The sequence below is a fragment of the Yersinia aldovae ATCC 35236 genome (genome assembly GCF_000173735.1).
In the GTDB taxonomy this organism is placed as follows: Bacteria; Pseudomonadota; Gammaproteobacteria; order Enterobacterales; family Enterobacteriaceae; genus Yersinia; species Yersinia aldovae.
Genome location: NZ_ACCB01000013.1, coordinates 42,717 through 69,105, shown reverse-complemented (window position 1 = coordinate 69,105; position 26,389 = coordinate 42,717). Strand labels below are relative to the sequence as shown.

Here is a 26,389-nt window from a genome sequence, read left to right as displayed (position 1 = left end):
TAGGTCTGCCTGGCTATTATTTTAGTATATTAATAGTTGAGCACAATACTCCGATATTATATTCCACTCTTATTACGTTATTAAATAGTCACATACCATAAACAACAATAAGTCTCCAAATCTTCCATAGGTAAATAAAATTTATCTGAATGGATAGCGCCAATATTCACGTTAAAACTTTTAGTAAACAGTTTAATATCAACAAATACATTAATAATGATTATTATTCAACATCATAGATGGAGACCCAGATTCTCACTTTATGAGTCGGCAGACCCAAGGTGGCATAGCCTATATCATACCTAATCGCATTATTGTGCTATTTCATTTACCGATATTTCCTATCTGCCGGGCACTTCCCTTCCCACTTCAACAGCGCGCGTGCTCTTCTGTAAGCAAGAAAGAAAGCTTCAACTTATTGAAACTATAGTTTTAAGATTAATTCACGCCTCATTTCTTCAAAGTGCGGATTGCGAATCTGAAGCAAGTCAGGTTCCCATAAAGGATTCATCACCATATGGTATCCATGCCTTTTAGCCTCGGTCACAAACTCTCTCAATTCGTCCTTATTTTCTATGACACACAACTCGTCAAAACGCCCGATCCGCACTGGCAATATAAAGGTTGCCGGATAATTGGCCGCCGGATCCGAAACAGGGCTAGAGGAGTCAACATTATGATGAATCACCTTTTCACCATCGCCGACGACTGCCTCGTTGAGGTACGGGATCATCTGACGAACGCGCTCCGATGCATTCCCAATCTCACCGTCTTCCTTGCGATAAAAACTGGCTGGTTTATCATAGTCTTGGCGTATCTCAGGCGCATCTGGCCACTTGCTATACTTATCTATCCGTCGGCGAAATACGTGGTGCGCAACATCAGGTACGGGTAAGTTATCCTGTGAACCCAAATCACTGATATGAGGGGCTACCATCAGCAAATCATAATCGGCAGTAAAGGGTAATGCATTGATAGTAGGCGCTAATACTTCAATCGATTTACCATTATGGAAAATCTGGTATCGAACTTCCCCCTTGCCCGATAACTTCTTCGCTTCAAATGCATAACTCTTATCGCTAAGACCTCTGGCTTGCAGGCTGAGAATTCCATCGGGGTTTTCGAGCGAAATCTGGTCTATGGCACCACTGTACAATAAAGTTTGGAGACGGCTTTGCGTCACAACCAGCGGCACAGCCACAGCATCCCCATCACTGATGCACTGCCGCACTTGTTCGTTGAATTTAGCGATACGTTCATCTGATTCATTCTCCAACTTACTAAAACGTTGGTCTACACAGATAAAACCAGCCTGCCCACCCCAAGAGGCACTCTTTCCCTTAATATGGAAACCCTTAGTAGGATGGCCTGCTTCAATCAGCTCTGTTGCCAACCTATCTACCGGGCGAATAGCAATAATACAATTAAGTTCACAGGCGGCTCGCTGTAATCGAAGCAGATGCGCGGGAACAATACCTGTTTTATCTTTAATCAGCTCAGACTGCCTCTGAATATCAGCAGATGTAGAGGGTGTTTCGCTCGCAACTTGCTTGTCTTTCCCGCTGTGATTACAAGGCATTATCGCCATGTATCTATATCCAATAATCATTCTACATTCTTCCTTAAATCAGTAGGTTGTAATTATATGCAACGAATTTAATCAGAAAGCACCGTTATCATTGATTAGAGCCGCAGCACAATATGGCAACGTATAACTTATGGTTAAAAATAGCCTAACAGAGGTACCTTTCATGGTAATGAATGCCGTATTGGCAGTACCTCTTTAATGCCAAAAACCTGACAATAACACGACCAAACATGAGAGATACCTTATCAAACGATTAATGATAATGATAATTAATACCATTTAATTCAATGAATGAATACCTGTTTCTGCCACTGTTTTTTCTTATAACAGATTATTTTATTGCTTTGCTAAACCGATTCTTCTATTTTAGCTACCAACCGAATGGGAGAAAATAGGGGTTTGTCGTGGAAAATACAATTTGGGTTTTAGGCGATGCCGTTATCGATTTAGTACCTGAAAATTCAAATAGCTATCTTAAATGTCCCGGCGGCGCGCCTGCCAATGTAGCGGTTGGCATTAGCCGTTTAGGTGGAAAAAGTGCGTTTATTGGCCGTGTCGGAGACGATAGTTTTGGCCACTTTATGCAGCAAGTATTGCAACAGGAGAATGTGGATACCCGCGCTATGGCGCTGGACTCACAGCACCATACCTCAACGGTGGTCGTAGATTTAGACCAGCACGGTGAGCGCACCTTTACCTTCATGGTGACACCGAGTGCAGATCTATTCCTACAACCGACTGATTTACCAGGATTTAAACAACATCAATGGTTGCACCTATGCTCTATCGCACTGAGCCGGGAACCCTGTCGCAGCACCGCATTTGAGGCAATGCGTCGAATTAAATCTGCCGGCGGATGGGTCAGTTTTGATCCCAATATTCGTGCTGATATCTGGCGTCACCCAGAGGAACTACTCCCCTGTCTGCAACAAGCGTTGGCACTGGCAGACGTAGTAAAACTGTCATTGGAGGAGCTGAACTTTATCTGCCCTCATAACGATATCGCTACCGCGATGACGCGGTTTATGGCGGATTATTCCTGTAAGTTACTGCTGGTGACGTTGGGCGCAGAGGGCGCTTGGCTACATAACCGCCATCGTTTGCAAAAATACCCAAGCCGAAAGATCACCCCCATCGATACCACTGGGGCTGGTGACGCGTTTGTGGCCGGTCTGCTGACTGCGCTGGCGCAGTACCCCCATTGGTATCAAGGTATAGATCTGGCTGCGGTTATCAATCAAGCTCAAGCCTGTGGTGCGCTGGCGACCACCGCTAAAGGGGCGATGACAGCCTTACCTAATGCCACAGCGCTGGCGCATTTCCTGCAACTCAATCCTTAATCCTTTAATTCCTCACCGGGTGCTCAAAAATAGCGTCCGGCTCGCCCTCTTGTACCTTTTCTCCGTGACAAAATCATTCAATCTGTAGCTTGGATCACATTGGCTGAATCGGGTTAGCAAAATGTTTTGCTAATCGGGAATGATCTCCCTAATGCTAGCCGAGAAAAATCGGTTTAGCCGTTTAGCAAAAATACAATCAATCACATACCGAGTGATATAAAAATGATGATAAAACCAAGCTATCTTGCTGTATCAATAGGACTTATTCTTTCTTATACAGCCACAACAACTTTAGCAGCCTCACCATCTTCAGTTTCAAATAATGATATCGAAGCCCGCCTTAATGCGTTGGAGCAGCGATTGCAACACGCAGAGCAACGTGCAAAAAATGCAGAAATACGCGCCGAAATTGCTGAAAAACAGGCACAAAAACTAGAAACCAGAACGCAGCAAGCGGAAGATAAAACCGTTCAGGTTGCTAAACGTACAGAGCCGTTAGAAAGTAAAACGCAGGGCGATAACGGTTTTGAATTCCACGGTTATGCCCGTTCCGGCCTACTGATGAATGACTCCGGCACCGGGACACAGGGTGGCCCTTATGTGTCACCGGCAGGTAGCACCGGTGGGGCGATTGGTCGTTTAGGCAATGAACCCGATACCTATGTTGAAGTGAATCTGGAGAAAAAGCAGCGGCTGGAAAACGGTGCAACAACCCGCTTTAAAGTCATGATGGCTGATGGTCAACGCAGCTACAACGACTGGACCGCAGACAGCAGTGATCTCAATATACGTCAGGCATTTGTTGAGTTGGGTACCCTCCCTACTTTTAATGGCATTTTCAAAGACAGTACCCTGTGGGCCGGTAAGCGTTTTGACCGTGATAACTTTGATATTCACTGGCTGGATTCAGACGTGGTGTTCCTCGCCGGTACTGGGGGCGGTATCTATGACATCAAGTGGACAGATAATCTGAAGAGCAACTTCTCGTTGTATGGCCGAAACTACGGCGAAATCGAGAATGTGAATAGTGATATTCAGAGCTATATTTTCAGCGCTAATAACTATTCCGGCCCATTCCAGTGGACGGTCAGCGGGTTGCGCGCCAAAGATAACGAGGCTCGGAAAAATAGCGGTGAAACGGTCAATACACATGCAGCAGATAAAGGTATCCACAGCATGTTGGCTTACCACGGCGACAGCTTCTATGGCCTGCGCGACGGTACTTCGAAAACGGCGTTGCTCTACGGCCGCGGCTTGGGAGCTGAAGTTAAATCTATTGGTGCCGATGGTAATCTGACCGGCGGCGCAGATACCTGGCGTTTAGCCACTTACGGCACCACCGCGCTGAGTAAAAACTGGCGTCTGGCCCCAGCGATACTGGCGCAGCAAAGCCAAGATCGCTACGTCGAGGGCGACAGCTATAAGTGGCTGACATTCAACGCCCGTCTCATTCAGGAAATCACGGAAAACTTCGCGTTGGCTTATGAAGGCAGTTATCAATACATGAATCTGGAGCCACAAGGCTATAAGGATTATCACAAAGTTAGCGGCGGTTTCTATAAATTGACCTTCGCGCCGACCTTTAAAGCCGGTGATATCAGTAACTTCTTCAGCCGCCCAGAACTACGTGTCTTTACCACTTATATGGATTGGAGCCGCGATCTGGATAACTACGCCAAAGATGATGCTTTCGGTAAAAATGACTTTGCGGCTGGCGGGCAATGGAACTTCGGCATCCAGATGGAAACCTGGTTCTAACCCCTTCCCACGGTGGGAAACAACAACCAATACAACCTGCGGCCACAGCGACGCTCGGCACGCAGGAATTGGAATGCATTTGCGAGGGATATAATTAATATCAATGAGATCGTAAAGGCTCTGCTGCCATTACTGGGTGGTAAAGATAATATCGTTAGCGCAGCACACTGTGCCACTCGCCTGTGTTTGCTTTTAGCCGATGACTCTTTGGTGCAAAAATCGGCAATAGAAAAACTTGATGGCGTCAAAGGTTGTTTCAGTAATGCAGGGCAATTACAGGTCATTTTCGGCACCGGATTAGTCAATAAAGTGTATGCCGAATTTATTAAAGTAGCAGATGTAAACGAAGCCAGTAAATCTGAAGCCGCCGATGCAGCAGCGCGGAAACTGAATCCTTTTCAGCGCATTGCTCGCCTGCTATCCAATATTTTTGTCCCGATAATTCCAGCTATCGTGGCATCCGGCCTGTTAATGGGCTTGCTTGGCATGGTGAAAACCTATGGCTGCGCCAATGGCAAGGCAGCGCTACAGATGCCCCCGCGCTGCCCATCAGCAGTGCCGAAATCATCGTGGATATCACCGCCCCCTTTGTTCTTGAATTGGGCGGTACATTAGTACTGGAATGGGATGGGATGGGATGGGATGGGATGGCGAGCGTATCACCCTAAGCCGTCGCAATTTGCGCACTGGATTACAGGAGTCCCGCTACTGGCGCGGTAATTTGCAACAATTACAACTGTTGTGCGATCGTTGCAGCATAGAAATCTTTATCAATCAGGGCGAGGGGGTGATGACCTGTAGTTACTTCCCGAGCGGGCAACCACACGCCATCTTCAAAGGAAATGCCGAACTGTGTCTGCAACACTGGTTGTTGTCTTCGCCCATGTTAGAATGAGTTATCTTTCAAGGCGACCGATGCACCCTGTGAAAAATCATAAACGAATTACCATTAATGATATTGCTAAACTGGCGGGGGTGTCGAAATCGACCACCAGTCTGGTGCTCAATGGGCGTAGTAAGGAATATCGTGTTTCAGACGAAACGCGGGATCGTATTATTGCGTTAGCTAATGAACATAACTATCAGCCCAGCTTTCACGCCCGCTCACTGCGTTCAACCCGGAGCCACACTCTGGGTTTAGTGGTGCCAGAGATGACCAACCACGGCTTCGCGCTGATTTCTCGCGAGCTGGAAATGCGGTGTCGCGAAGCCGGGCTGCAACTGCTGATCGCCTGTACCGATGAGAATCCCGGTCAGGAGATGATGGCAGTGAACAGCCTGGTACAACGTCAGGTAGATGGCCTGATTGTCGCCTCCAGCCAGCTCAATGACGCTGAATATCAAAAGATTAATGCTCGTCTGCCGGTCGTCCAGATGGACCGGTTGATTGGTGAATCAGACTTGCCGCTGGTTATCACTGACTCTGTCGCTTCAACGGCCACATTGGTTGAAAATATCGCGCGCCAGCATCCTGATGAATTTTACTTTCTCGGCGGCCAGCCACGAATCTCCCCTACCCGTGACCGCTTAGCCGGTTTCCAGTTAGGGTTACAACAAGCTGGCGTTGAGTGCCGCCCGGAATGGCTCCTTAATGGGCATTATCTGCCAAGCTCCGGTTATGAAATGATAGCCCAACTCTGCGCGCAACTAGGCCGCCCGCCGAAAGCGGTGTTTACCGCCGCCTGTGGCTTATTGGAAGGGGTGTTACGTTACCTCAATCAACATCAGCTAATGGGCAGCGACATTCATCTGTGCAGTTTCGACGATCACTATCTGTTTGATTGCCTGCCGCTGAGAATAGATACCATCGCTCAGGATTGTCAGGGCTTGGCACGTCATAGCTTCGAGATGGTCACTGCCTTGATCGACGAGACGCCATTGGCACAAAACCGGCTGATTCTGCCGGGTCAAATTCATTGGCGGCATCCGGGTTCCAAAGCGCTCAATGAGTAACACGAGGCTACCTGCCACCCCCCCCGCGCTGGCGGGATCCTGGCAGCGCTGCCAGAAACTGATGCAGGCTCAGCAATGGCGCGCGCCCCACCGGGCTGCGGGCGCGACATTTCAGTCTATTTGTCAGCGTAAAAATGACTTGCTGGTGCTCGGGCAGGCCGCATTGGAAGATGCCTACGAATACATGGAATCACGTCATTGCGTACTGCTGATTCTGGATGAAAGTGGCTGTACCTTGTGGCAATGCGGTCACCCGCAAACTCTAAATCAGTTACGTGAATTGGGTATTGATTGCGGCAGTTACTGGGCTGAAGGGCTGATCGGCACCAATGCTCCGGCGTTGGCGATTGCTGAAGGCAATCCGATACAAGTCAGTGGGCAGCAGCATTTTAAGCAGGCGCTGCATTCGTGGCAATTTTGCGCCACGCCAGTCTATGATAACAGTGGCCGTCAACAGGCCGTTATCGTTTTGGGCAGCAAGCTGGTAGATAACGCCGCCAGTGATCTGCCGCTGACATTAGCCATTGCCCGCGAAATTGGCAATTATCTTCACGCCGACTCCCTGTTGGCAGAAACCAACCGTCATTTAAATGAACTCAATGCCCTGCTCGATGGGGTTGAAGATGGGGTTATGGCGTGGGATCAGCGCGGCTGCCTGTTGTATCTCAATCGTCGCGCTGCCGCCATTTTACAACTCGATGAAACCAATAGTTTAGGTAAGCCGGTCACCGATTTACTCACCTTGCCCGCGTTACTGACCCAGGCTATTTTGCATCGCAACCCACTTAGCCATGTGGAAGTCACTTTTGAAAATCAGCAGCAATTTATTTCCGCGCTGTTAACGCTCAAACCCATTCCAGACGGTGACCGTTGCGGTTTCATTGCCTTATTGCATCCGCAAGAATTACTGAGGCGAATGGTTCATAGCCAATTAGGGCGAGCCAGCTATACATTTGATGACATGCCGGTAGCCTCGCTGGAGATGCGCCGCTTGGTTCGTTATGGCAAGCAAGCAGCTAAAGGCCGTCACCCGATTTTACTGCACGGCGAAGAAGGCGTGGGTAAGCAACAACTGGGGCAGGCAATCCATAATGCCAGTGATCGCGCTGATGGCCCTTATATCGTATTGAATTGTCAGGCATTACCGCAAAATCTTATGGCGCGGGAATTTCTTGGTAGTGACGCCATCGAAGGGGAATCGGGCCAACCCAGTAAATTTGAGCTGGCTAACGGCGGTACACTGTATCTGGAGCAGGTCGAATATCTGTCGCCAGAGATGCAATCTGCGCTGCTGCAAATCGTTAAAACCGGCATGGTCATGCGGATTAACTCCAATCGGGTGATCCCAGTCGATGTGCGAATTATTACCGCCACCGGTGCAGACCTGCCGCTATTGGTGAAACAAGGCCATTTTCGCCGCCAGTTGTTCTATACGCTGCAATCTTTTGAATTACATATTCCGCCGCTGCGCCAACGCCAACAAGATATCCCACTGCTGGTACAACATACGCTGGCGAGCTTAGGGCAGCACTTCCACTGCCAGTATCAACCAGATGACAGCGTTATGCGCCAGTTGCGTCAATATCCGTGGCCGGGTAACGATCAAGAGCTGAAAAGCGTGGTAGAGCGAGCGGCAATGGCCTGTCGCAATAACAGCATCCATCTCAACGACTTGCCGGAACACCTGCTGGGGGAAAAACTGCTGCTGGAACCTGATATGCCACAACCTCAACCTGTATTATCGTTGCAAGAACTGGAAAGGCAGGCCATTATTCGGGCGGCGCTGGTGTGCCAGGGCCAGCTTAATGAAATGGCAACCTTATTGGGAATAGGCCGTACCACATTGTGGCGAAAAGTGACTCTTCACCGGCTTGATATCAGCCAATTTAAGGGCGGCGAATCATTATCGACTTAGAAGTTAATAAATCGTCCAATTCGGGAAAATTATAAATAAAGTGAACACTTATAGCTGGAGCACTGGGTCATTTTCTCAATCAGCTATTAAATACCACCAACCTGTAAAGTGTTATATTTAACTTAGTCGGTACAGTGATATCACTGTGAGGGAAGTAATATCATTGCAATTTTAGGTAATAATATCGCAACGATAAAATATCGGTTCCAAAAGTGAAATCGACGTGACTATTGATATCACCATCCAAGAAATAATTTCGGCTGCAATACTATTATCCAGCGCATCCTGATAACTCGCTGGATTTATCACTTCTTTAGCTGAAAATAACGCTACTGTTGGATTCTCTCTCAATTCTCTCTAATCGCTGCAACTCTCGGTTCAAAATTGTTGATAGACTATTTCTTAAATCTTATAGCTAACAGGTAAACTTAAAATAGACTGATTACCTATACTATTTAGCTAGTTCTGTAAGTTCACACGTCACTCACCAATAAAGATTGATTAAATATAATTAGCTTAATATCCAGATCTGTATACTTTATAAAAACTTGCCGAAATGAAATCTTTGATATATAAAAACATAGAAGAGAAAAACCAATTCAAAATTACATAATAAAGTCGATTATTCACTCATATGAATCTTTATGATTTCATTGGTTTTATTCAGCTTTTGAATTACATGGAAACAGGATATAAATATTATGGGAGTTAAATACAAGATAGTTAAGTTTAATATTAATGAGTTTGGAATAGATATAGCATCACTTAGAAAAACATTCTCATTTGAATTATTAGCATGGGATAACAATGATACTAAGTTATCTCAGTTAAGATTCTTGATGAGAAAATACCCTCAAGATAAACAGAGAATCCTGTCCGAGGCACAATATTATCTGGATGATATATCAGTACCTGAGTATATCGAAAAATGTATAACCGGTTTGTCCGAGAAAGAAAAAAAAGCATTCTATTCTTATCGGCCTTTTAGGAAACGAGGGATAAGCCGTTTTATTACAGAATGGGTTAATCATCAGTGGGAAGTAAATGTCATTGAGTTACCGGCACTGAGTTCTTTTACACAGGATGCTGATCATTCTACAGATTTAAGAAAACTTGTGCGCAGATTCCCACCAATGGATTCAGCAACAAGTCACTCCCCAGAACTAAAGCAACTTATCAAAAGACTGGTAGGCGTAGTATGTGAATGTGAACCACACATAAAAGTGAGGAGAATTGGCGTAACCTGCCATCAGGTTTCACTAATTATTAGCCAGTTGGAAAGATTCGTCAGTAATTCACCCGAAGGTCTACATCAAGATGGAAGTGATTATATTGTGTCGGCACTCGTGATCGATAAATACAATATTGATGGAGGAGTCAGCAAGCTTTACTGTACGGAGAAAAAAGAATTTATTAAATCTCATATATTAGAATGTGGCGAAGGTTTACTTCATGTAGATAAAAACTCCACCATCTGGCATAAAGTAACACCTATAAAAATAAAAGAACCATCGTTAGGTGATGGCTATAGAAATATATTAGGATTTGATTTTAATTATATATGAAAATAATAAATCCATATTGAAAAAATAAAAAATGAATACTAAAAACATGAGAAAAAAAACAAAAAATTACTTTATCATTACTTTTCTTCATTCATGGTATTGCATACGCCAGCCTGGTACCTTGGATTCCCTACATAAAAGAAAATTTAAATATGAGTAACTCTATGGTTGGTATGACAATATCGGCAATTCCAGCCGGAGCCATAATATTCGGGCTAATTTCTAGCAATATAATTAGTCTCCTTGGGCAGTTCTGGGCAACTAATATAACATTCATTCTATTTATTATTTGCATTTCTTTAATACCATTTGCATCATCGTGGTATGAAATAGCATTATTACTTTTTCTGTTTGGTATCTTTGATGCATGGACAGATACTTGTATGAATGTTCAAGCGCTTGATGTGCAGAAGACATGTGGACAGAGTTTAATCAACCGTTTTCATGGTGCAGAAAGTATCGGCACTATTCTTGGCGGTCTGGTTGCTGTCTCCGCAATCGGTTTCGGCCTGACAATGGGGCAATTTAGCACCACTATTTTCTTTATAAATATTAGTATATTAATGGGTTTTATATTTCTATTTAAAAGAAAGAATGAAAGAAACAATAATAGCATCCTGCATAAACGCGGATTATTTATAGGCACCACAGGCTTACCACTCTACTGCCTCGCATTGGTGTTACTTGTATTCACATGTGGAATAGAGGAAACGGCGAGCATCTGGGGTGCAATATATATGAATGATTATTATCATGTTTCCCCTATCATTGCTGGCCTGCCTTATTTAGCATGTCAAGTAAGTATGGTCATTGGTAGAATGTCAGGTGACTATTTCACCAATAAATTTGGGGTTGTTAGTACAATAAAATATGGCATTATGATAGCAACGCTGGGCATATGGATAGTGATAAGTATTCACTCATCTACTTTTTCAATATTGGGCTTCTCACTGATAGGGTTAGGTATATCAGTGACTTTTCCATTGACCATTGCTTTTATTGGTCAGATTCCGAATTTAAACTCAGCTAATGGAGTTATGTTTGCAACCTGGATTTCACGCATCGGGCTACTTATTTCACCACCATTAATAGGAATGTTAGCTGATATAACATCACTACGTACTGCACTAATTTTAATATTAATTTGTTGTGTATTTATATATTTACTTATTAATATGATATCAAGAAAAATAATTTAATTAAACAAATAATATCAAGAGGTATAATATGAAAAAAATGAAGTGGGCTATTGTATCAGGAGATGGGCTCCCCACGAGTGGTCTACTAACCATATTTAGAAATGTGGCTGAGATGGCAATTAAAAATGGAATGATAATCAATAATATCCCAACAGACTTAGGATATTCATGGCGACCAGATAAAAAACATTTTTTCCCTAATGGTAGCCCGACATCTCATTATCCAGGCTGGATGAACGTCAACTCAATTAAGTCTGCCTGGCAAAATGATACCGACCATGAGAATAGATTGATGGATATCAAACACAAGGTTGCCAAGTATGACTCATTGAGTAAGAGTGAAATAGAAGATGTTAAAGAAGATATTATTGCAGTTGCTGATTTTTATGAATCATACTTTCTTAATTGGTTTGAAGAGAACGCTATTGATTGGGTCTTTGCTTTAAATATAACCATTTCCGATGCTGTCCCGGTGAGTCTGGCGCTTCATCGTGCAGCAAAGAAATTCTGGGGTAATAAAAATCATGGAGGGATCATTTTTTGGGATCATGACCTGTTTGGCAGTTATGGCATTTATGAGAGAAAAGAAAGGCTCTACCCGAAAGTGCCTAATACATTGACGCCAATACCACAGGAGAATCACTATACTAAATGGATCGTTGCATCCGATATCTTAGCAAATGAAACCAAAAATTACCCCACTAAGCTTATCGCTAATATGATCCCGAATATATTACCTTCGATTGATATGTTGGACTTCAATGAAACCCATAGTTCTTTTTTGACGCAACACGGAATACCTGCTGGCTCCTCTATCGTACTTGTACCTGTAAGAGTATTTAGAGTGAAAGGGATAGAGATAGCTATCAATGTCTTTCATACACTACTAAATATCTACAAAGAAAAAAGTTAAATACACCTAAACTACTTATTTTTGGTAATATGCATGAAGATCCTGAGTATGCTCACGAATTAAAAGAACAGGTGAAAAATCTTAACTTAGAAATAGATGTCATATTTCTAGATGAGGTTCCATTAAAAACATATAGAAATGAAAGCAATCAATGGTGTTTAGATGAAATAGATCTACTCGTCATTTGCTATGCGTTATCCGGGGCGATTTTATTTACTCCAAGTGTCGAAAATGTCGAAAGTGTCGGTTTGGGGCCTGCGCTGGCAGCGATTGCCGGCCTGCCTTGCGCAGTCACCCAATATTCAGCATTTACCGAGTTCTATGGTGATGAATATCATCATATAAAAGTAACACCTGAACGCCCTACTGAAGCTGCACAGGAGCTATTTGAGTGGATGCGGCTTCATGCCCTGGGAGATGCGGAAATAAGAATGCTATTAGCTAATAATAAGTTATTTATTCAATCAAAATTCCCCAAAGAACCTTGGCAGAATTTTATATGTAAGTTGCAATAAATATTTACACATCCCATAAATAACAATTTTTTAGTTACATATAAGTATTATCAGAGGGTACAAAAATGAATGTACTGAATAATAACACCACTAAGAAAATGAGCGAGTTACCTTCTCAGATTCATATTTTAATATTGGGGGGCGGCATGTCAGGTTTGGAGCTAGCCAAACATTTAGACTATAGGGATATTAACAATATTGTGGTGATGGAAGCTGGCCCAGCTGATGACTGTCGCCATATAAATGCGGGAGACGAATATCAACATGCCGATAAGTTATGGAAGAATGAAGAGACTGACAAATTCGCTTACCGCTCATGGCATTCATTGACTGAACCCCATTTTTCAAACGGAAGCTGTATACGCCGCAGGTTGGGTGGCCGGTCACTCTATTGGCACGGCGTTATTCTGCCTATTGAAACAGAAATCCTTAAAGAGTGGCCCGTAAGCATTGCTCGTGACCTTGAAGAAAGCTGGTTAGGCGGCCCATCACTCTACACTCTTGTACAATCTGAAATATTAGCATGGGCAAAAAAAAGACGATGAAAGTGATTACTCTTTCACACTTGCCAATTTAAATTTTAAAATAGCACCTCAAGTCGTCAAAGATATTGATTCAGCAGGTCGCTGGGAAGCCTACTCACCATTATCCTATTGGAAAGAGGATAACCAGTCACACACAGATACCACATTTATTATTGGATATGAAGCTATAGCACTTATTATTAAAAATGGAGAATGCATCGGGGTAAAGGTAAAGAATACACAATCAAATGAAGTTTTCCCGATATTTGCAGATATTTGTGTTCTGGCGTTAGGGACTATTGAGAATACACGGCTGGCGGCCCAAGCACTTTATGACACCGGCTACCTGGTAGAAAAAAGGCTCTATGGCCTTGTCGACCATATTGTACAAGGGTTTAATGTAACGCTTGAGTACGACAAAGTGCCTGAAATAATTATTCAGTTAATGAAAAATAAACCTAATACTATTTTCTACTGTGGCAGCCAATCTGGTGAGAGATTTAATCTATTCTTTATTGTCAGTTCCTCTGATGTTGGTATTGAACTGGAGGCTTGGGCTATGGGGGAACAGATCCCATCGGATAAAGGATATATTGCGCTAAGCGCAGATGATGAAAATATGCCGTTACAGCTTGCGTGCAGCTTCACTCATATTGACAAGATATTAGTCCAACAAGAACAATACGAATTAAATGATTTCTGGCAGCACATATGCCTCAGTATGGGGATCACATTTTCGCCTTTAACTTTTGACGATGGGTTTACTGTACATGCCAGAACAATGAGCGATGTTTATAGTGAGTTTCATTCTCCATCAAGAATGGTGAACTATAATACCCCGGTGACATGGATAAGTCCTCTTGGTACCGAGAATCATGAAAGTAGTACACTCCCTCTGGGGGGGATATTGAATGATAATCAGGAATTTGTTCATATAAATAACTTATTTTCTGTTGGCCCGAGTACATTCCCACGGCCTGGAGCGGCTAATCCATCGTTAACAACACTCGCATTATCTCGTCGACTTGCTTATATTCTGAATTAAGAACGTAATAGATTAATAAGGATATTAACTATGCAAAAACCTACTTATATTTTAGGTACTGCTTTATCACATGATGGTTCGACCAGCCTAATGAAAGATGGGCGAATTATAGTTTCGATAGAAAAAGAGAGACTTTCACGTATTAAACATGATGGTTTCAATGATAACGAAACCATTCAGTATTGCTTAGATACCGCTGACATTAAATATAGTGATCTTGCATTAATCGTTGAACAATGCTCTTATAATCCATTACTAAAAGAACAATTAGATTATCGAAAGAACAGAGTGTTACCACCCCTGGTACCTATTATTACGCTATCACATCACTTAGCCCATGCTTACAGTGCTATAGGTACCTCGCCGTTTGATGAGATGGGCGTAGTGGTTATTGATGGACACGGCGATAGCTTCGATAATTGTCATGACATTACCGGTAATGTGTTGGTACCAAGCATCCACAACAATAACAGGTACCGTTACTGGGAGACGTGTAGTTATTATATTTTTCAAAATGGTCAGTTAAAACCGATATTGAAAGACTTTTCCCGATGGGTTAACCATAAAAATAGAGATGATTATCCCGCATCAACTTGGGAAATAGAGAACTCTATTGGCGAGTTTTATGAAGGTATCGCGTTGTATATTTTTGGCGAACTGGACTGTGCTGGCAAGTTGATGGGGCTAGCCCCCTATGGAATACCCCATGTTATTGATTGGCAACCTTTCTTTTTCGATGCTGGTAGAGTGATCCTGCGTAATGACTGGTGGGCAAATATTGATCCACTGCGGGATGCCCGCCATGTAAAATTTAAAGATAACTTTCAATATTATTCAGATTTAGCTTATTGGGCACAAACCAAGCTTGAACAAGCCCTTATTTACCTCTTTAATTATTATTATCAGCTTCATCCAATGAAGGATTTTGCTTATGTGGGAGGTGTCGCATTGAATGCCACGGCAAATGAAAAACTCCTCAAAGAGTGTGAGTTTGATAACCTCTACATTCAACCCGCAGCGGGTGACAATGGGCTGTCTATCGGTTGTTGCTACTATGGTTGGTTGGAGGTGCTTAAAAAAGAAAGAGTAAAACACAATGGTTCAACCTATTTTGGCAAAGTCTATGATGATATTTTGATTATCGAAGAATTGGAGAAAAATAGCGATAAGATTGAGTTTACTTACTATGACGATATCGAAATGGTAGCGGCTAAATCAATTGCTCAGGGTAATGTCATTGCCTGGTTCCAAGGAGCGTCAGAATTTGGTCCGCGAGCTTTAGGGAATAGAAGCATTCTGGCTGATCCTCGTCGTCAGCAAATGAAAGATCACATTAATGCTAATGTTAAATATCGTGAAGATTTTCGGCCTTTCGCTCCCGCCGTTTTGTATGAAAAAGCATATGACTATTTCGATTTAAATCATGATAGTGATTACATGTTATTTATTGCTCCCGTAAAAGAGCAATTCCGCGCGGAGCTTCCAGCCGTTGTTCATATCGATGGTACCGCCAGAGTACAAACAGTTAAAAAAGATATCAATAAAAAATTCCATAAACTGATCATGGCCTTTGACCATGAGACATCAATACCTATTCTGTTAAATACATCATTAAACACCAAAGGTATGCCGATAGTCGAAACCCCCAATGATGCGATCCATTTATTTCTGAGTTGCGGTTTAGACTTGCTTTTCATCAATAATTATAAAATTTCCAAGAAATAAATAAACTGAGAAATACAAACAGATGATCTAATAAAAAATCCTGAGAGGTCTTATGAGAGATAAAATAATACCTGACAATACTAAAAAAAACCTGAAGATTGCCATTATTCATTTAGCAGCAGAAGGGGTTAAAATTTTTGCCGGTGGTGTAGGCTCCTATATAAGAGGTCAAATTCAGACGTTACCCGAAATAATTCATTTTTTATTTGATAATGATATTATTCTTGAACCTCACTTTATTGAGATTTCTTACAGTAAAGAAAATCCTTACTTTGATGCTGAGGGTTATTCTCACTATATGAATCAGATTAATATGATGGGTGGCACATATTCTGCCGTCCCCGATATGACATTAGGTAAAGGAGCAAAATGCTCCTGGCCGCATGGCGACATTTTTCTTGGCAATTTGCAAAACTGGCAAATATCATCCGCAGCCAGTGCCGCAAGAGTTATCGAACTGAGCAAAAACTATGACATTACCCTCGCCTTCTGCCATGAACTGCCCTTCTCATTAGTGCCGTTAATTACCAGCCTCCATACTTCTATTGAGAAGAGTAATTTGAAAGTCATCTATACTTCTCATGGCACCGCGTTTAATCATGAAATGCCGTTACCTAACCCCGACCGCCTTATGGCTGAATCATTACCGATTCACTGGGCCAAGATTGATCCCAATATTAAACTCGGCACCATAAGCCACTTTCTGGCTCATCATTTAATGACACAATACGGTGCAGATCCAAATACATTTATCCCCGTTCCTGCTGGCATAAATATTAATGACCCTTGGTTTAGAATTCGCAGTGATCAAGAAATTAGTAGCATGTTGTCCTTACACGGTATTCCATTAGAACAACCGTTAGCAATCACTCTTGGCCGGGGAGCCAGCTATAAACGCCATGATCTGTTACTCAAAGCGGCAAGCTATCTGGGCGGGGTAATCCACCCGGTTATTATCAGCGAACCTGCAATACCAGAGTTAAACGCATTAACGCGTCAGCTAAATATTAAGGCATCGATTATACATTCGTTCGATAGAGAACTGATGGCATGTCTTATTCAGTGGCGTAATACTCGTGTTTGTGTGCTCTCTGCTGAAAATGAACCTAATGGGTTGATTCCTATGGAGTCACGTTGGCTGGCAAGGCAACAAGGTGCATTGTTGATCGTCGCAGATTCAGGCGGGCTAGCTGAACAAGTCAATCACGGTATTGATGGATTCTTACATATACCTGGGGATCCGGCTGATCTGGCTGCCATTATTAATGAGGTAAATCAACTGACTCACAATGAAATCGTTAAAATACGGCAGGCGGGGGCGACATTAATCAAAGAGCATTATCAATGGAGAAACCAGATTCTGTCTCCACTTGGCGCTTTAATTCCTAAGATAGCAGCCCTTATTTAACGCCGGGCTGCTCATTTAAGCCGTCTGTCTATTTAGTTAGATAAGTCATTAGTGCAAATATAGCGTACCTATTGCGGTATCTATCACAGCTATTTGCCCATTGTGACTGGCTTCCAAACAGCCTGTGGCATTGACCAACATCGGGATATCCAATGCCTTGGCCAGAATGGCGCTATGAGACAGAATATGCCCCTGACTCAGGCAGATTGCTTTAATCTGCTGTGAAGATAACCCTACCATCTGTGAAGGAAATAACTCTTGCGCCAGTAATATGATGTCGCTGCTGAGAGAAAGCGGAACAGGTGGTAATCCGGTCAAATGGCCCAGCGTGCGGTTGAGAATATCGCGAATATCCAGTTCGCGAACTCGCAGATACTCATCATCTAGCGCCAGATAATCGGCCACCATCGCCATCAGTTCATCTTGCAAAGCAGATTCTGCGCAGATGAGCTGACGCTGGATGCGTTCAGCTATCGATTGCTGCAATTCTTCATCGTCAGTCAACATCATATGAGCGCTGAAAATAGCTGCGGCTTCGGCCCCCATCTGTTGCTCAGCCTTTTCTGCCAATCGCTGTAAGTCAGCGATCGTTTGGGCCACGGCCTGCCGTAAACGCTGTTGCTCTTCAGGCACCTGTCCTGGGCTAATTGCTCGCGGCAAAAAGACCGGAATAGCCGGTAACCACTGCAATACAGGTGCGCTAATCTTCCCACGGGGTACCATCACCCCAGAAAATCCGCTATCACTGACATTACTAACTGATTCACCGAAATGTTGTTGAGCCAATTGCATAAAAGCATCCAGCGCTTCACCGGCTTGCTGACCGCTGGCGAGCAAACGGATGGTATCGCCTTTGCGAACCTGCAAAATGGCTAACTGATTGAGACTGCGCGGATTAATGCATTGACCATTTTTTTCCAACAATAAATCTGCGGCGAACGGTGACAAAACCTCAACCAGTTTAGCCGCAGGCCGTACATGTAACCCATTCGGATTACGCACCACCCAACTGACACTTTGTGCATCAGGAGCGACTCTAGTCACAACATGACTGGCAGGAACGGGGGCATCCTCACCGAGCTGACTGGCTTTTGCCATCAGTGCGCCCATCGCTTCAGCACGTACCTCCGCCAGAGAAGCGCCGGATGAGGCGGCCACCACTGCGGCCAGCGTCCCTTCGACCAGCGGAGCCGCACACAGTTGTACGTTCTGCGCCATGTCGGGGTCCAATAGCTCCAAGGCGGTTTCAGCACTGAGTAATGCACTGCCTAAATCCATCAATACCAGAACACCGGATGGACAATAAACCGATTCAATGGCTGCCATCACTTTAATGGCATCCGTGCCAATAGGATGATCCACATCGTCCACGCCGGCGGCAACCGCGAGCTGGCAGCCCCCTTGTGTCATTTGCTGTGCCAGTTCGGCCACACCCTGAGCCAGCAGCGCGCTATGAGAAACTACAACGAGATTGACCATCTTCACTCCTGATATTCTTTCCTGTTCGGCCAGATTAGTGGCTAACAACCTGCCACAACGCCTGCATCATCAGCATTGCCGATGTCGCCCCTGGATCCTGATGGCCAATACTGCGCTCACCCAGATAACTGGCCCGGCCTTTACGGGCCTGCATGGTAATGGTTCCTGCCAGTGCCTGCTGCGCACGTTCTACTGTTTGCTGCAACGCCTCGTTCAGCGGCACATTTTGCTGGGTTGCCAGTTCAAGTTGTGCAACCACGGCCCACCATACATCGCACATGGTTTTATCACCGGGTTCAGCCTTGCCGCGCATCACCACCCCCTCCACGCCGTCTTTAAACATCTGACAGACTGCGGCCAGATCCAGACTTTGTTTAGCATTGGTACTTTGTGCCGCGCGAATGAAGAACGTGCCAAACAGTGGCCCACTGGCCCCACCGACACTGGATAGCAAGGTCATACCGGTGTTTTTCAGGATGAAACCAATATCTTTGTCGGCGAATGTCGGTAACTTCTCGACCACCTTATTAAAGCCACGATTCATATTCAGGCCGTGGTCGCCATCACCGATTTCAGTATCCAACTGCGTCAGGAAATCCCTCTGTTCGCTGAAAATTTCAGCACAGAGCTGTAACCAACTGACAATTTGCTGTTTGGTGAGTCCCATGATCTTCTCCGGTTTTATTATTTTTTAAACAACGCAGGGGTACTGACTGGCGCATCCCACAATTTCAGCAGCTCGTCATCCACTTTCAATACTGTGATAGACATGCCTTGCATATCCAGCGAGGTGCAATAAGAACCAATCAGTTTACGTTCAACTATCAAACCAAATTCAGCGCAACGGGCAGCCAGACAATGCCAAACACCGTACAGTTCAGAAAGTGGGGTTGCGCCTAAATTGTTGACTAAAACAATCACTCGATCGCCCTTCGTCAGTGGCTGCTTACTTTGACGTAGCTCGCGCCAGTCGCCAATTTGTCGATCCCAATGACGCAAAGTGCGTTCATAATGACCGTGATCGATCAGCGTCTGGAACATGGCCTCAACCGTGTTATCCAGCGAGGTAAATGACCGACGCTCAATACCCGGTTCACCATGAATACCCACGCCGAATTCCATCTCGTTCTCAGCCAAAGTAAACGACGGCTTACCCGCCGCAGGCACCGTACAAGCCCCCAGTGCGATACCAATTGAGTGCCCTTGATTGTTAATTTTCTGCCCAAGCGCTACACATTGATCCAGTGAATCACCACGCACCGCAGCAGCACCCAGCAACTTCTCAATCAATACGGTATTCGCCACTCCGCGCCGCCCGGCAGTATATAAGCTATCTTTTACGGCAACATCATCATCGATCACCAATGTCGCTACTGCCGTACCACCGGCATGGAGCAACTCGGCGGCAGTCTCAAAATTAAGAATGTCACCGGTGTAATTCTTGATAAGCATTAGCACGCCCTGCCCGCCGTCAATGGCCTGACCGCACTCATACATTTGATCTGGGGTTGGCGAGGTAAAAATCTCGCCAGGGCAAGCGCCGTCCAGCATACCTTCACCGATAAAACCGCAATGCATCGGCTCGTGACCACTGCCACCACCGGACAGTAGCGCCACCTTCCCCTTCACCGGCGCATCCGCTCGGGTGATAAAAAGCGGCTCCTGATGCAATACCAGCTCAGAATGGGCCTCAACCAGCCCCTGAATTTGTTCCTGTAAAACACGTTCAACGCTGTTAATTAACTTTTTCATCTTGGCTCCGAGAACGGGAATAGCTGACCAACAGAGCTGCCGATAATGAATGCATCGGCAGGCTCAATCGGTTGTCTGTTAAATCGATTAGTTTAGAAACGCCTGACCCAAGCGGTCTGCCACGATAATAGCGGCGTAAACGCTATCCGCTGTAACCTTAAACGGCATGTTGTGGATGGTTTCACCCTCGGCACAACTCGCTTGTGCTACTGCACGGATTTTACATTCGAGATCTTGCGTGACCCCCATTTCCGCCAATGTGATCGGTAAACCCAATTGCTGGCAGAATGAGAGCACCGTTTCAATCTCTTCCATGCTGCTATTTTGCAGTACAAGCTGTGTCAGAGTGCCGAATGCCACTTTCTCGCCGTGATACAGATGATGACACTCTTCCAGTACGGTAAAACCGTTATGGATCGCATGAGCGGCAGCCAGGCCACTACTTTCGAATCCAATACCACTTAGATAAGTATTAGCTTCAATGATACGTTCCACCGCCTCGGTAACGACCCCCGCCTCCACCGCCAGTTTAGCTTTGTAGCCCTCTGCCAGCAGCGTTTCGTAACACAAGCGCGCCAGCGTGATAGCTGCCAATGTTGATGCTCCCCCCGCCATACTGATAGCTTTGGCATCAAAACAGGCTTGAGCTTCAAAGTAAGTCGATAGCGCATCCCCCATCCCCGCCACCAATAAACGTACCGGCGCTTTAGCGATGATTGTGGTATCCATCAGTACGATATCGGGGTTTTTCGGGTAAATCAGGTATTCGGCGAACTCGCCCTGTTCAGTATAAATCACCGACAATGCGCTGGTCGGCGCATCAGTAGAGGCGATAGTTGGCACCACAACAACCGGTATATGTTGATAGTGAGCAATTGCTTTGGCGGTATCGAGTGTTTTACCACCACCAATACCGATCACACCATTACAACCGTATTTCTTCAGCTCAACCGTTAGGCGCTCAATTTCCTGGCGTGAACATTCCCCATTAAAACGGCTGAAATGGCTTTTCAATTCACAAGTTTGTAGGCTGGTACCTACTGTGTCGGCAGTCAGCTTCATAACGAAATCATCAGCAATAATAAAATAGTTATTTGCCAGTAACTTAGCAAACTCACCGATAGATTGTAGCGCGTTAGCACCTTGAATATATTTGGACGGAGATTGAATGACTTTCAGCATATCTTGCTCCTGTAGCGTAAGAGATAACGTAAGAGTGAATAGTTTTTAGGATTAATTTAGTGAAACTGGAACCACTATAAGCGCAAAAAACAGACTGAGAACGAGCAGCAAAAACGTTTCATAATGGAACGTAGATATCCAATAAGCGTTCCATAATGGAACGTCATGATGATTATAAAGCTACGCTAAGGGAGGTGGCGCACAGTTTGTTTTCGGGAAGATCCCTTTTTATGCTAGTGCTCAGCGATAATAGTGTTCAGTCGTGCGAAAAATTATTTTTCTATTTTTAATATTATGTTGAATAAAAAACTTAAAAATAGAGATAACTAAAAGAAAGTCTTAAAACACAAATATCACATTGAATAAATTTATTTTATTACCTAATCTACTTGAGTCATTTTCTTAAGATGACTAATACCGTTTATTAATTAAATTTAACCTAATAAAATGAGGAGATATTATTTATGAAAAAGATATCTATAGAGCCAACTCTATCATATCAATCTAATGATGCTTATACTGGCCCCGTCAATCCTGTTTAACTATTATATTATTTTTCATATCAATAGGCAGTCAGCCTTGCTGACTGCCTCAAATACAGACAAATGGAATTGGCAATGAAGATAATTGATCCTTTTATTTTTATAACACTCATTAATGGAAAGTTAATTCCATGGGATTATAGAAACCATAATCAATATGAGATAGACGATGACTATATGAAAAGAATTAAAGATCTTGTTAATGGTGATAAGTTTACAGATTCACTGATAGATAAAACCATTATAGATAGTGGAATATTAGATTGCGATGATAGAAATATGTGCAGTTGGGGATGGGACTGCTTATCAAAAATATTTCATATTGGGACCCAAGTCGTTTTGGATAAAAATATGAGTTTACCAATTGATGATAGCTATGAAGGCTATGTAAATTATTGTGCCTCAATAGTAAAGGATATTCCTGATCTAGATTACCAGCATTCAGGGGAGAAATTTAACTTACCCAAGCCCAACAAGCATTTTTTAGCTAAAAGTAAATTTATTGATACTTTATTTGCGCATAAAACAAGCAGAGAATTCAAGATAGAAGCCGTTTCACTGCAAGAAGTGGCCGAGGTTTTATATTGGACGTTTGGTACACCTCATGGCTCAACGCGAACAGAAATGGAAGCTGCTGGGCTAAGATCTGTAGGTTATCGTCGAACCTCCCCATCAGGTGGTTCTCTACAGACCAGCGAGGCTTATCTAGTCGCTTTAAATGTCACTGGGTTAGTATCCGGTATATATCACTACCATTCTCAAAAACATAAATTAACACTCGTCAGCACTGACATTAACGGTGAGAAACTGGGAAGCCTCTTATGTGCTCAGATGTTTGCCAAGGACTTGGCTTTTGGTATTTTTATCACCTCATGTTTTAAAAAATGTGGTGGAAGTATCCTCACTCCAGAGCATATCACGTAGCCTTATTTGATATTGGTTGTTTAATTCAAACATTTCAGCTAATTACTACAGCTATGCAATTAGGATCTTGGCCAACAGGCTACTTTTTGGATCGAGAAATAAATAAGTTACTCGACGTAAATGAAGCAGAAGAGGCTGTTTTATTTTTTCTCGGTGCAGAACCAAGCTCTGGTTCCCCTTTTGCACCTAATTTACTGAAAACTATAAAGCGAAAAATAAATAATAAAGGAAATAATAAATGAAAATATTATCGTTTAAGCCAGGGCATGATGGCAGTATTTGTTATATTAAAAATAATAAATTAATCTTCTGCCATGAGGCGGAAAAAGACTCTGGAACTCATTATTCTCCTGTCACAACTGAATGCACCATTGAGGCCCTAACAACTCTAAATGATGCTCCAGATATAATTGCTCTCAGCGGCTGGTCATCAGGCAATAACCCACATGGAAGTAATATTGGTGCCGGTTATTTTGGATTAGAAATAACCGAACCGGTGAGGAGAGGTTTTCTACAAAATAATGTGTTTTTTTTCATCTCATCTCATGAGCGTTCTCATTTATTATGTGCTTATGGGATGTCACCTTTTCTTCAGGGAAAACCCTGTTATGTTATGCTCTGCTATGGGAAGGACATATCGGTTACTTCTATCATATTGACCAACAGCTAAATATTAACAAACTTGCTGATATCATGCCTGATGTAGGTGTACGCTATGCATTTTCATATGGTATTGCTGATAAAACCTTTCCATTTGTGAGAGGCCAGGTAAGGTTGGGTGATGCGGGTAAAATTATGGCTTTGGCTGCCTACTGTAATAGAGATAAAAAACAATACAAGATGAGGAACTAATATCCCGTCTAATGTGTATACCCTTAGATCATCAAAACCTATGTAAAACTCAATTTTCACAATCACACTTATATAATATTGGAGTAGATAGTGATGCTTTTAAGCAGTTCGCAGGACACTTTACTGATGCAATATTTAAAAATTTTATCGTGAAGTTAAAAAATACGTTAAGCAGAAACTGCCATTACTGATAAGCGGTGGCTGTGATTTAAATTGTGATTGGAATAGTAAGTGGCTAAATTGTGGTTTATTCGATGATACTTTTATTTCTCCGTGTGTAAATGACTCAGGTTCTGCAATCGGAACGGCTATTGATGCACAGTATTATTTTACAGGTAATGCAAAAATAGATTGGGATGTTTACTGCGGCCAAAACTTCAATGATGATATTATTGATATTTATGGCCTGAAATATGAGAAACTAAACTATTATAATATCGCATCTGCTCTTGCCAGTGGAGATATTATCGGATGGGCCAATGGTGAAGCGGAGCTAGGCCCCAGAGCGTTAGGTAACCGTTCAATATTAGCAGCACCTTTTAATAAGGCCACATTGACACGTTTAAATACCCTAAAAAATCGGGGATCCTTTAGACCCATAGCCCCAATCTGTTTACAAAGCGATGCACCTGATATTTTTGATATAAATAATCCTAGCCCTTACATGCTATTTTTTGCTCATGTTTTAGATAAAAACCTTTAAGCTATCACTCATATTGATGGTTCATCCCGTCCACAGACTATTAATAATTTTCAAAATAGCAACATTTATCGGTTACTATTAATATTTAAGGAAATAACAGGCTATGGCGTACTATGTAATACTTCACTAAATTTTAATGGGAAAGGTTTTATTAATCGAACGAGTGACTTAGCAAACTATATGCTGCAACACGGTCTTGATGGTTTTGTTGTAATGACCGTTTTTATACAAAAAACACTTCACATTAATCGAACGAGAAAAAATCTTAATGTTAAGCCTCTTTAAAATAGCTGGGTACCTTTCTCTATTTGCATCTAGAATATTCAATTCCATTGCTGTTTGGATCGACTTCACACTTATCTTTACTGTAATGAGTTTTCATTTTAATGCTTCTGCTTATCTGTTAGGGATAGCGGCAGCACTATATGGTTTCCCCGGATTATTATTAGGCCCATTTATTGGCCAAATGGCCGACAGACATTCACCAGCAGTTATATTACTCACAAGTGCTTATGGTCGATTTATAGCCTCGATATGGCTTGCCGTCTCCACTCATCATGAATTATTTTTACTTGGGGTTTTTCTTAAAATGATCAGTAATTTAGGCATGATTCCTGCCGAACAAATATTAATTAGGGAGTAATTAAATAAAGAACAAATATTGCTAACCATCACACTAACAAATATTATTGATCAGCTTATTAAAATAACATCTCCATTAATCGCTGCTTTCCTCTCGACAATAACAAATTCGCAAGGTGGATTTTACTTAACAGCATTATTGGCATTGATAACATCGCTACTAACCATAAAAATTGGTTTCACGACCAGATGGATTAAAAAAACTGCTAACGTAACAACCATGCTGCCTGATTTTAGGGTGGTATATAATATTATCCATAATAATCATGTGCTATTTTCTTCTTTTTTAGTAGTTCTAGCCGCCTCACTGACACTTGGATTATACGATTCAATTCTTTCTATTTTATTAAGAGTTATGGGATTTAGTGCTAATGCATTTGGTATCATTGTCAGTAGCACTGCCACCGGTGCTATTTTATGCAGCTTCTTATTTAAGAAAATATTTTTATTATTTAGTCACCAACAGTTGATGATTTGTGGAATTATTGGTTTCAGTTTAACTATCCTTATTGCTGGTATCCTCTGTTTGGCTTTTAATAACCTTCATCTTTATATTTTCTGCATCATTCGGTTTATCAATGGATTTTGTTATGCCTGTATCGTAATGTCATTCAGTATTGTTTTACAAAATGAAGCACCAACCAACATGTTAGGTGTCATTTCAACCAGTTGTCGCAGCTTACAGTTAGCAACACTGGTCGCAGGCCCTGTTATCGGGTCAGGTCTGGCTCATTATGTTGGCATCCCTATAACATTTGTCATTGCTGGTAGTACCGGTGTTGTTATTACCGGATATCTATTATTCATGCCACCGAAAAAACTTAACCCATAAAGAGCTGCCCCGATAAAGGAGCAGCTTTCATCA

General features: G+C 43.0%; 19 protein-coding genes and 4 pseudogenes. 18 read left to right on the top strand and 5 right to left on the bottom strand.

Going from position 1 to position 26,389, the window contains the following annotated elements; translation table 11 throughout:
* Positions 1-424 precede the first annotated feature (424 nt).
* Complete coding sequence (locus YALDO0001_RS08190) at positions 425-1,609, bottom strand: anthrax toxin-like adenylyl cyclase domain-containing protein (protein WP_042839584.1); 1,185 nt, start codon at positions 1,607-1,609, stop codon at positions 425-427.
* 383 nt (positions 1,610-1,992) lie between these two features.
* Here YALDO0001_RS08190 and cscK point away from each other — a divergent pair, with 383 nt between their 5' ends.
* The 12 genes and pseudogenes from cscK (at position 1,993) to YALDO0001_RS08130 (ending at position 17,448) form a co-directional block, all read left to right on the top strand.
* Positions 1,993-2,928 carry a fructokinase gene (gene cscK / locus YALDO0001_RS08185; protein WP_004701883.1) on the top strand — a complete coding sequence of 312 codons (936 nt, stop codon included), beginning with the start codon at positions 1,993-1,995 and terminating at the stop codon, positions 2,926-2,928.
* Between the two features lie 222 nt (positions 2,929-3,150).
* Positions 3,151-4,686 carry a carbohydrate porin gene (locus YALDO0001_RS08180; RefSeq protein ID WP_004701881.1) on the top strand — a complete coding sequence of 512 codons (1,536 nt, stop codon included), beginning with the start codon at positions 3,151-3,153 and terminating at the stop codon, positions 4,684-4,686.
* A 93-nt stretch (positions 4,687-4,779) separates the two neighbouring features.
* Positions 4,780-5,214: pseudogene (locus YALDO0001_RS08175) on the top strand (glucose PTS transporter subunit EIIB); the annotation flags it as partial.
* Positions 5,215-5,323: 109 nt separating this feature from the next.
* Positions 5,324-5,581 carry a GH32 C-terminal domain-containing protein gene (locus YALDO0001_RS20710; protein WP_004701876.1) on the top strand — a complete coding sequence of 86 codons (258 nt, stop codon included), beginning with the start codon at positions 5,324-5,326 and terminating at the stop codon, positions 5,579-5,581.
* A gap of 29 nt (positions 5,582-5,610) precedes the next feature.
* The gene (locus YALDO0001_RS08165) at positions 5,611-6,639 is read left to right on the top strand and encodes a LacI family DNA-binding transcriptional regulator (RefSeq protein ID WP_004701874.1); all 1,029 of its coding nucleotides are present in this window, start codon (positions 5,611-5,613) and stop codon (positions 6,637-6,639) included.
* Positions 6,632-8,554, top strand: coding sequence for a dihydroxyacetone kinase operon transcriptional regulator DhaR (dhaR, locus tag YALDO0001_RS08160; protein WP_042839582.1), 1,923 nt, complete (start codon positions 6,632-6,634; stop codon positions 8,552-8,554). Before YALDO0001_RS08165 ends, dhaR begins: the two co-directional genes overlap by 8 nt.
* A gap of 701 nt (positions 8,555-9,255) precedes the next feature.
* Complete coding sequence (locus YALDO0001_RS08155; protein WP_004701869.1) at positions 9,256-10,119, top strand: 2OG-Fe dioxygenase family protein; 864 nt, start codon at positions 9,256-9,258, stop codon at positions 10,117-10,119.
* Between the two features lie 98 nt (positions 10,120-10,217).
* On the top strand, positions 10,218-11,318 hold the full coding sequence (locus YALDO0001_RS08150) for an MFS transporter (protein ID WP_435372770.1): 1,101 nt from the start codon (positions 10,218-10,220) through the stop codon (positions 11,316-11,318).
* A gap of 28 nt (positions 11,319-11,346) precedes the next feature.
* Positions 11,347-12,746: pseudogene (locus YALDO0001_RS08145) on the top strand (glycosyltransferase).
* A 65-nt stretch (positions 12,747-12,811) separates the two neighbouring features.
* Positions 12,812-14,315 (top strand): annotated as a pseudogene (locus YALDO0001_RS08140) (GMC oxidoreductase).
* 30 nt (positions 14,316-14,345) lie between these two features.
* Positions 14,346-16,040 carry a carbamoyltransferase family protein gene (locus YALDO0001_RS08135; protein ID WP_004701857.1) on the top strand — a complete coding sequence of 565 codons (1,695 nt, stop codon included), beginning with the start codon at positions 14,346-14,348 and terminating at the stop codon, positions 16,038-16,040.
* Positions 16,041-16,092: 52 nt separating this feature from the next.
* Positions 16,093-17,448, top strand: a complete 1,356-nt coding sequence (locus tag YALDO0001_RS08130; RefSeq protein ID WP_004701854.1) for a glycosyltransferase family 4 protein — start codon at positions 16,093-16,095, stop codon at positions 17,446-17,448.
* Between the two features lie 48 nt (positions 17,449-17,496).
* Here YALDO0001_RS08130 and dhaM read toward each other — a convergent pair whose 3' ends face one another.
* From dhaM to YALDO0001_RS08110, 4 genes are all read right to left on the bottom strand, one after another.
* Positions 17,497-18,927, bottom strand: a complete 1,431-nt coding sequence (dhaM, locus tag YALDO0001_RS08125) for a dihydroxyacetone kinase phosphoryl donor subunit DhaM (protein ID WP_004701851.1) — start codon at positions 18,925-18,927, stop codon at positions 17,497-17,499.
* Between the two features lie 34 nt (positions 18,928-18,961).
* Positions 18,962-19,594, bottom strand: coding sequence for a dihydroxyacetone kinase subunit DhaL (dhaL, locus tag YALDO0001_RS08120; RefSeq protein WP_004701850.1), 633 nt, complete (start codon positions 19,592-19,594; stop codon positions 18,962-18,964).
* A gap of 17 nt (positions 19,595-19,611) precedes the next feature.
* Positions 19,612-20,679: a dihydroxyacetone kinase subunit DhaK gene (gene dhaK, locus YALDO0001_RS08115; RefSeq protein ID WP_004701847.1), complete on the bottom strand. Its 1,068-nt coding sequence runs from the start codon at positions 20,677-20,679 to the stop codon at positions 19,612-19,614.
* Positions 20,680-20,766: 87 nt separating this feature from the next.
* Positions 20,767-21,861, bottom strand: a complete 1,095-nt coding sequence (locus YALDO0001_RS08110) for a glycerol dehydrogenase (RefSeq protein WP_004701845.1) — start codon at positions 21,859-21,861, stop codon at positions 20,767-20,769.
* Between the two features lie 617 nt (positions 21,862-22,478).
* Between YALDO0001_RS08110 and YALDO0001_RS08105 the strand changes: the two genes are divergently transcribed.
* The 6 genes and pseudogenes from YALDO0001_RS08105 to YALDO0001_RS08090 all read left to right on the top strand — a co-directional run bounded on the left by YALDO0001_RS08105 (position 22,479) and on the right by YALDO0001_RS08090 (position 26,356).
* A complete protein-coding gene (locus YALDO0001_RS08105; protein ID WP_197082829.1) occupies positions 22,479-23,327 on the top strand; it encodes a nitroreductase family protein in 849 nt (282 codons plus the stop codon).
* Positions 23,288-23,569 carry a nitroreductase family protein gene (locus tag YALDO0001_RS21600; protein ID WP_197082828.1) on the top strand — a complete coding sequence of 94 codons (282 nt, stop codon included), beginning with the start codon at positions 23,288-23,290 and terminating at the stop codon, positions 23,567-23,569. The genes YALDO0001_RS08105 and YALDO0001_RS21600 overlap by 40 nt, the downstream gene beginning before the upstream one ends.
* The gene (locus tag YALDO0001_RS21595; protein WP_197082827.1) at positions 23,566-23,997 is read left to right on the top strand and encodes a hypothetical protein; all 432 of its coding nucleotides are present in this window, start codon (positions 23,566-23,568) and stop codon (positions 23,995-23,997) included. The genes YALDO0001_RS21600 and YALDO0001_RS21595 overlap by 4 nt, the downstream gene beginning before the upstream one ends.
* A 360-nt stretch (positions 23,998-24,357) precedes the next feature.
* Positions 24,358-25,167 (top strand): annotated as a pseudogene (locus tag YALDO0001_RS22345) (carbamoyltransferase C-terminal domain-containing protein).
* Positions 25,151-25,525: an MFS transporter gene (locus YALDO0001_RS08095; protein WP_042839580.1), complete on the top strand. Its 375-nt coding sequence runs from the start codon at positions 25,151-25,153 to the stop codon at positions 25,523-25,525. Before YALDO0001_RS22345 ends, YALDO0001_RS08095 begins: the two are co-directional and overlap by 17 nt.
* 18 nt (positions 25,526-25,543) lie before the next feature.
* Positions 25,544-26,356, top strand: a complete 813-nt coding sequence (locus YALDO0001_RS08090; RefSeq protein ID WP_145521482.1) for an MFS transporter — start codon at positions 25,544-25,546, stop codon at positions 26,354-26,356.
* The last annotated feature ends 33 nt before the right edge of the window (positions 26,357-26,389 follow it).

Excerpts from the sequence above, each read along its gene's own strand:
- YALDO0001_RS08155 (WP_004701869.1), top strand. The coding sequence starts at position 9,256 with ATGGGAGTTAAATACAAGATAGTTAAGTTTAATATTAATGAGTTTGGA.
- YALDO0001_RS08190 (WP_042839584.1), bottom strand. The coding sequence starts at position 1,609 with ATGATTATTGGATATAGATACATGGCGATAATGCCTTGTAATCACAGC.
- dhaR (WP_042839582.1), top strand. The coding sequence starts at position 6,632 with ATGAGTAACACGAGGCTACCTGCCACCCCCCCCGCGCTGGCGGGATCC.
- YALDO0001_RS20710 (WP_004701876.1), top strand. The coding sequence starts at position 5,324 with ATGGGATGGGATGGCGAGCGTATCACCCTAAGCCGTCGCAATTTGCGC.
- dhaK (WP_004701847.1), bottom strand. The coding sequence starts at position 20,679 with ATGAAAAAGTTAATTAACAGCGTTGAACGTGTTTTACAGGAACAAATT.
- YALDO0001_RS21600 (WP_197082828.1), top strand. The coding sequence starts at position 23,288 with ATGTGGTGGAAGTATCCTCACTCCAGAGCATATCACGTAGCCTTATTT.
- dhaM (WP_004701851.1), bottom strand. The coding sequence starts at position 18,927 with ATGGTCAATCTCGTTGTAGTTTCTCATAGCGCGCTGCTGGCTCAGGGT.
- YALDO0001_RS08180 (WP_004701881.1), top strand. The coding sequence starts at position 3,151 with ATGATGATAAAACCAAGCTATCTTGCTGTATCAATAGGACTTATTCTT.
- YALDO0001_RS08110 (WP_004701845.1), bottom strand. The coding sequence starts at position 21,861 with ATGCTGAAAGTCATTCAATCTCCGTCCAAATATATTCAAGGTGCTAAC.
- YALDO0001_RS08105 (WP_197082829.1), top strand. The coding sequence starts at position 22,479 with ATGAAGATAATTGATCCTTTTATTTTTATAACACTCATTAATGGAAAG.
- YALDO0001_RS08130 (WP_004701854.1), top strand. The coding sequence starts at position 16,093 with ATGAGAGATAAAATAATACCTGACAATACTAAAAAAAACCTGAAGATT.
- dhaL (WP_004701850.1), bottom strand. The coding sequence starts at position 19,594 with ATGGGACTCACCAAACAGCAAATTGTCAGTTGGTTACAGCTCTGTGCT.
- YALDO0001_RS21595 (WP_197082827.1), top strand. The coding sequence starts at position 23,566 with ATGAAAATATTATCGTTTAAGCCAGGGCATGATGGCAGTATTTGTTAT.
- YALDO0001_RS08095 (WP_042839580.1), top strand. The coding sequence starts at position 25,151 with ATGTTAAGCCTCTTTAAAATAGCTGGGTACCTTTCTCTATTTGCATCT.
- YALDO0001_RS08135 (WP_004701857.1), top strand. The coding sequence starts at position 14,346 with ATGCAAAAACCTACTTATATTTTAGGTACTGCTTTATCACATGATGGT.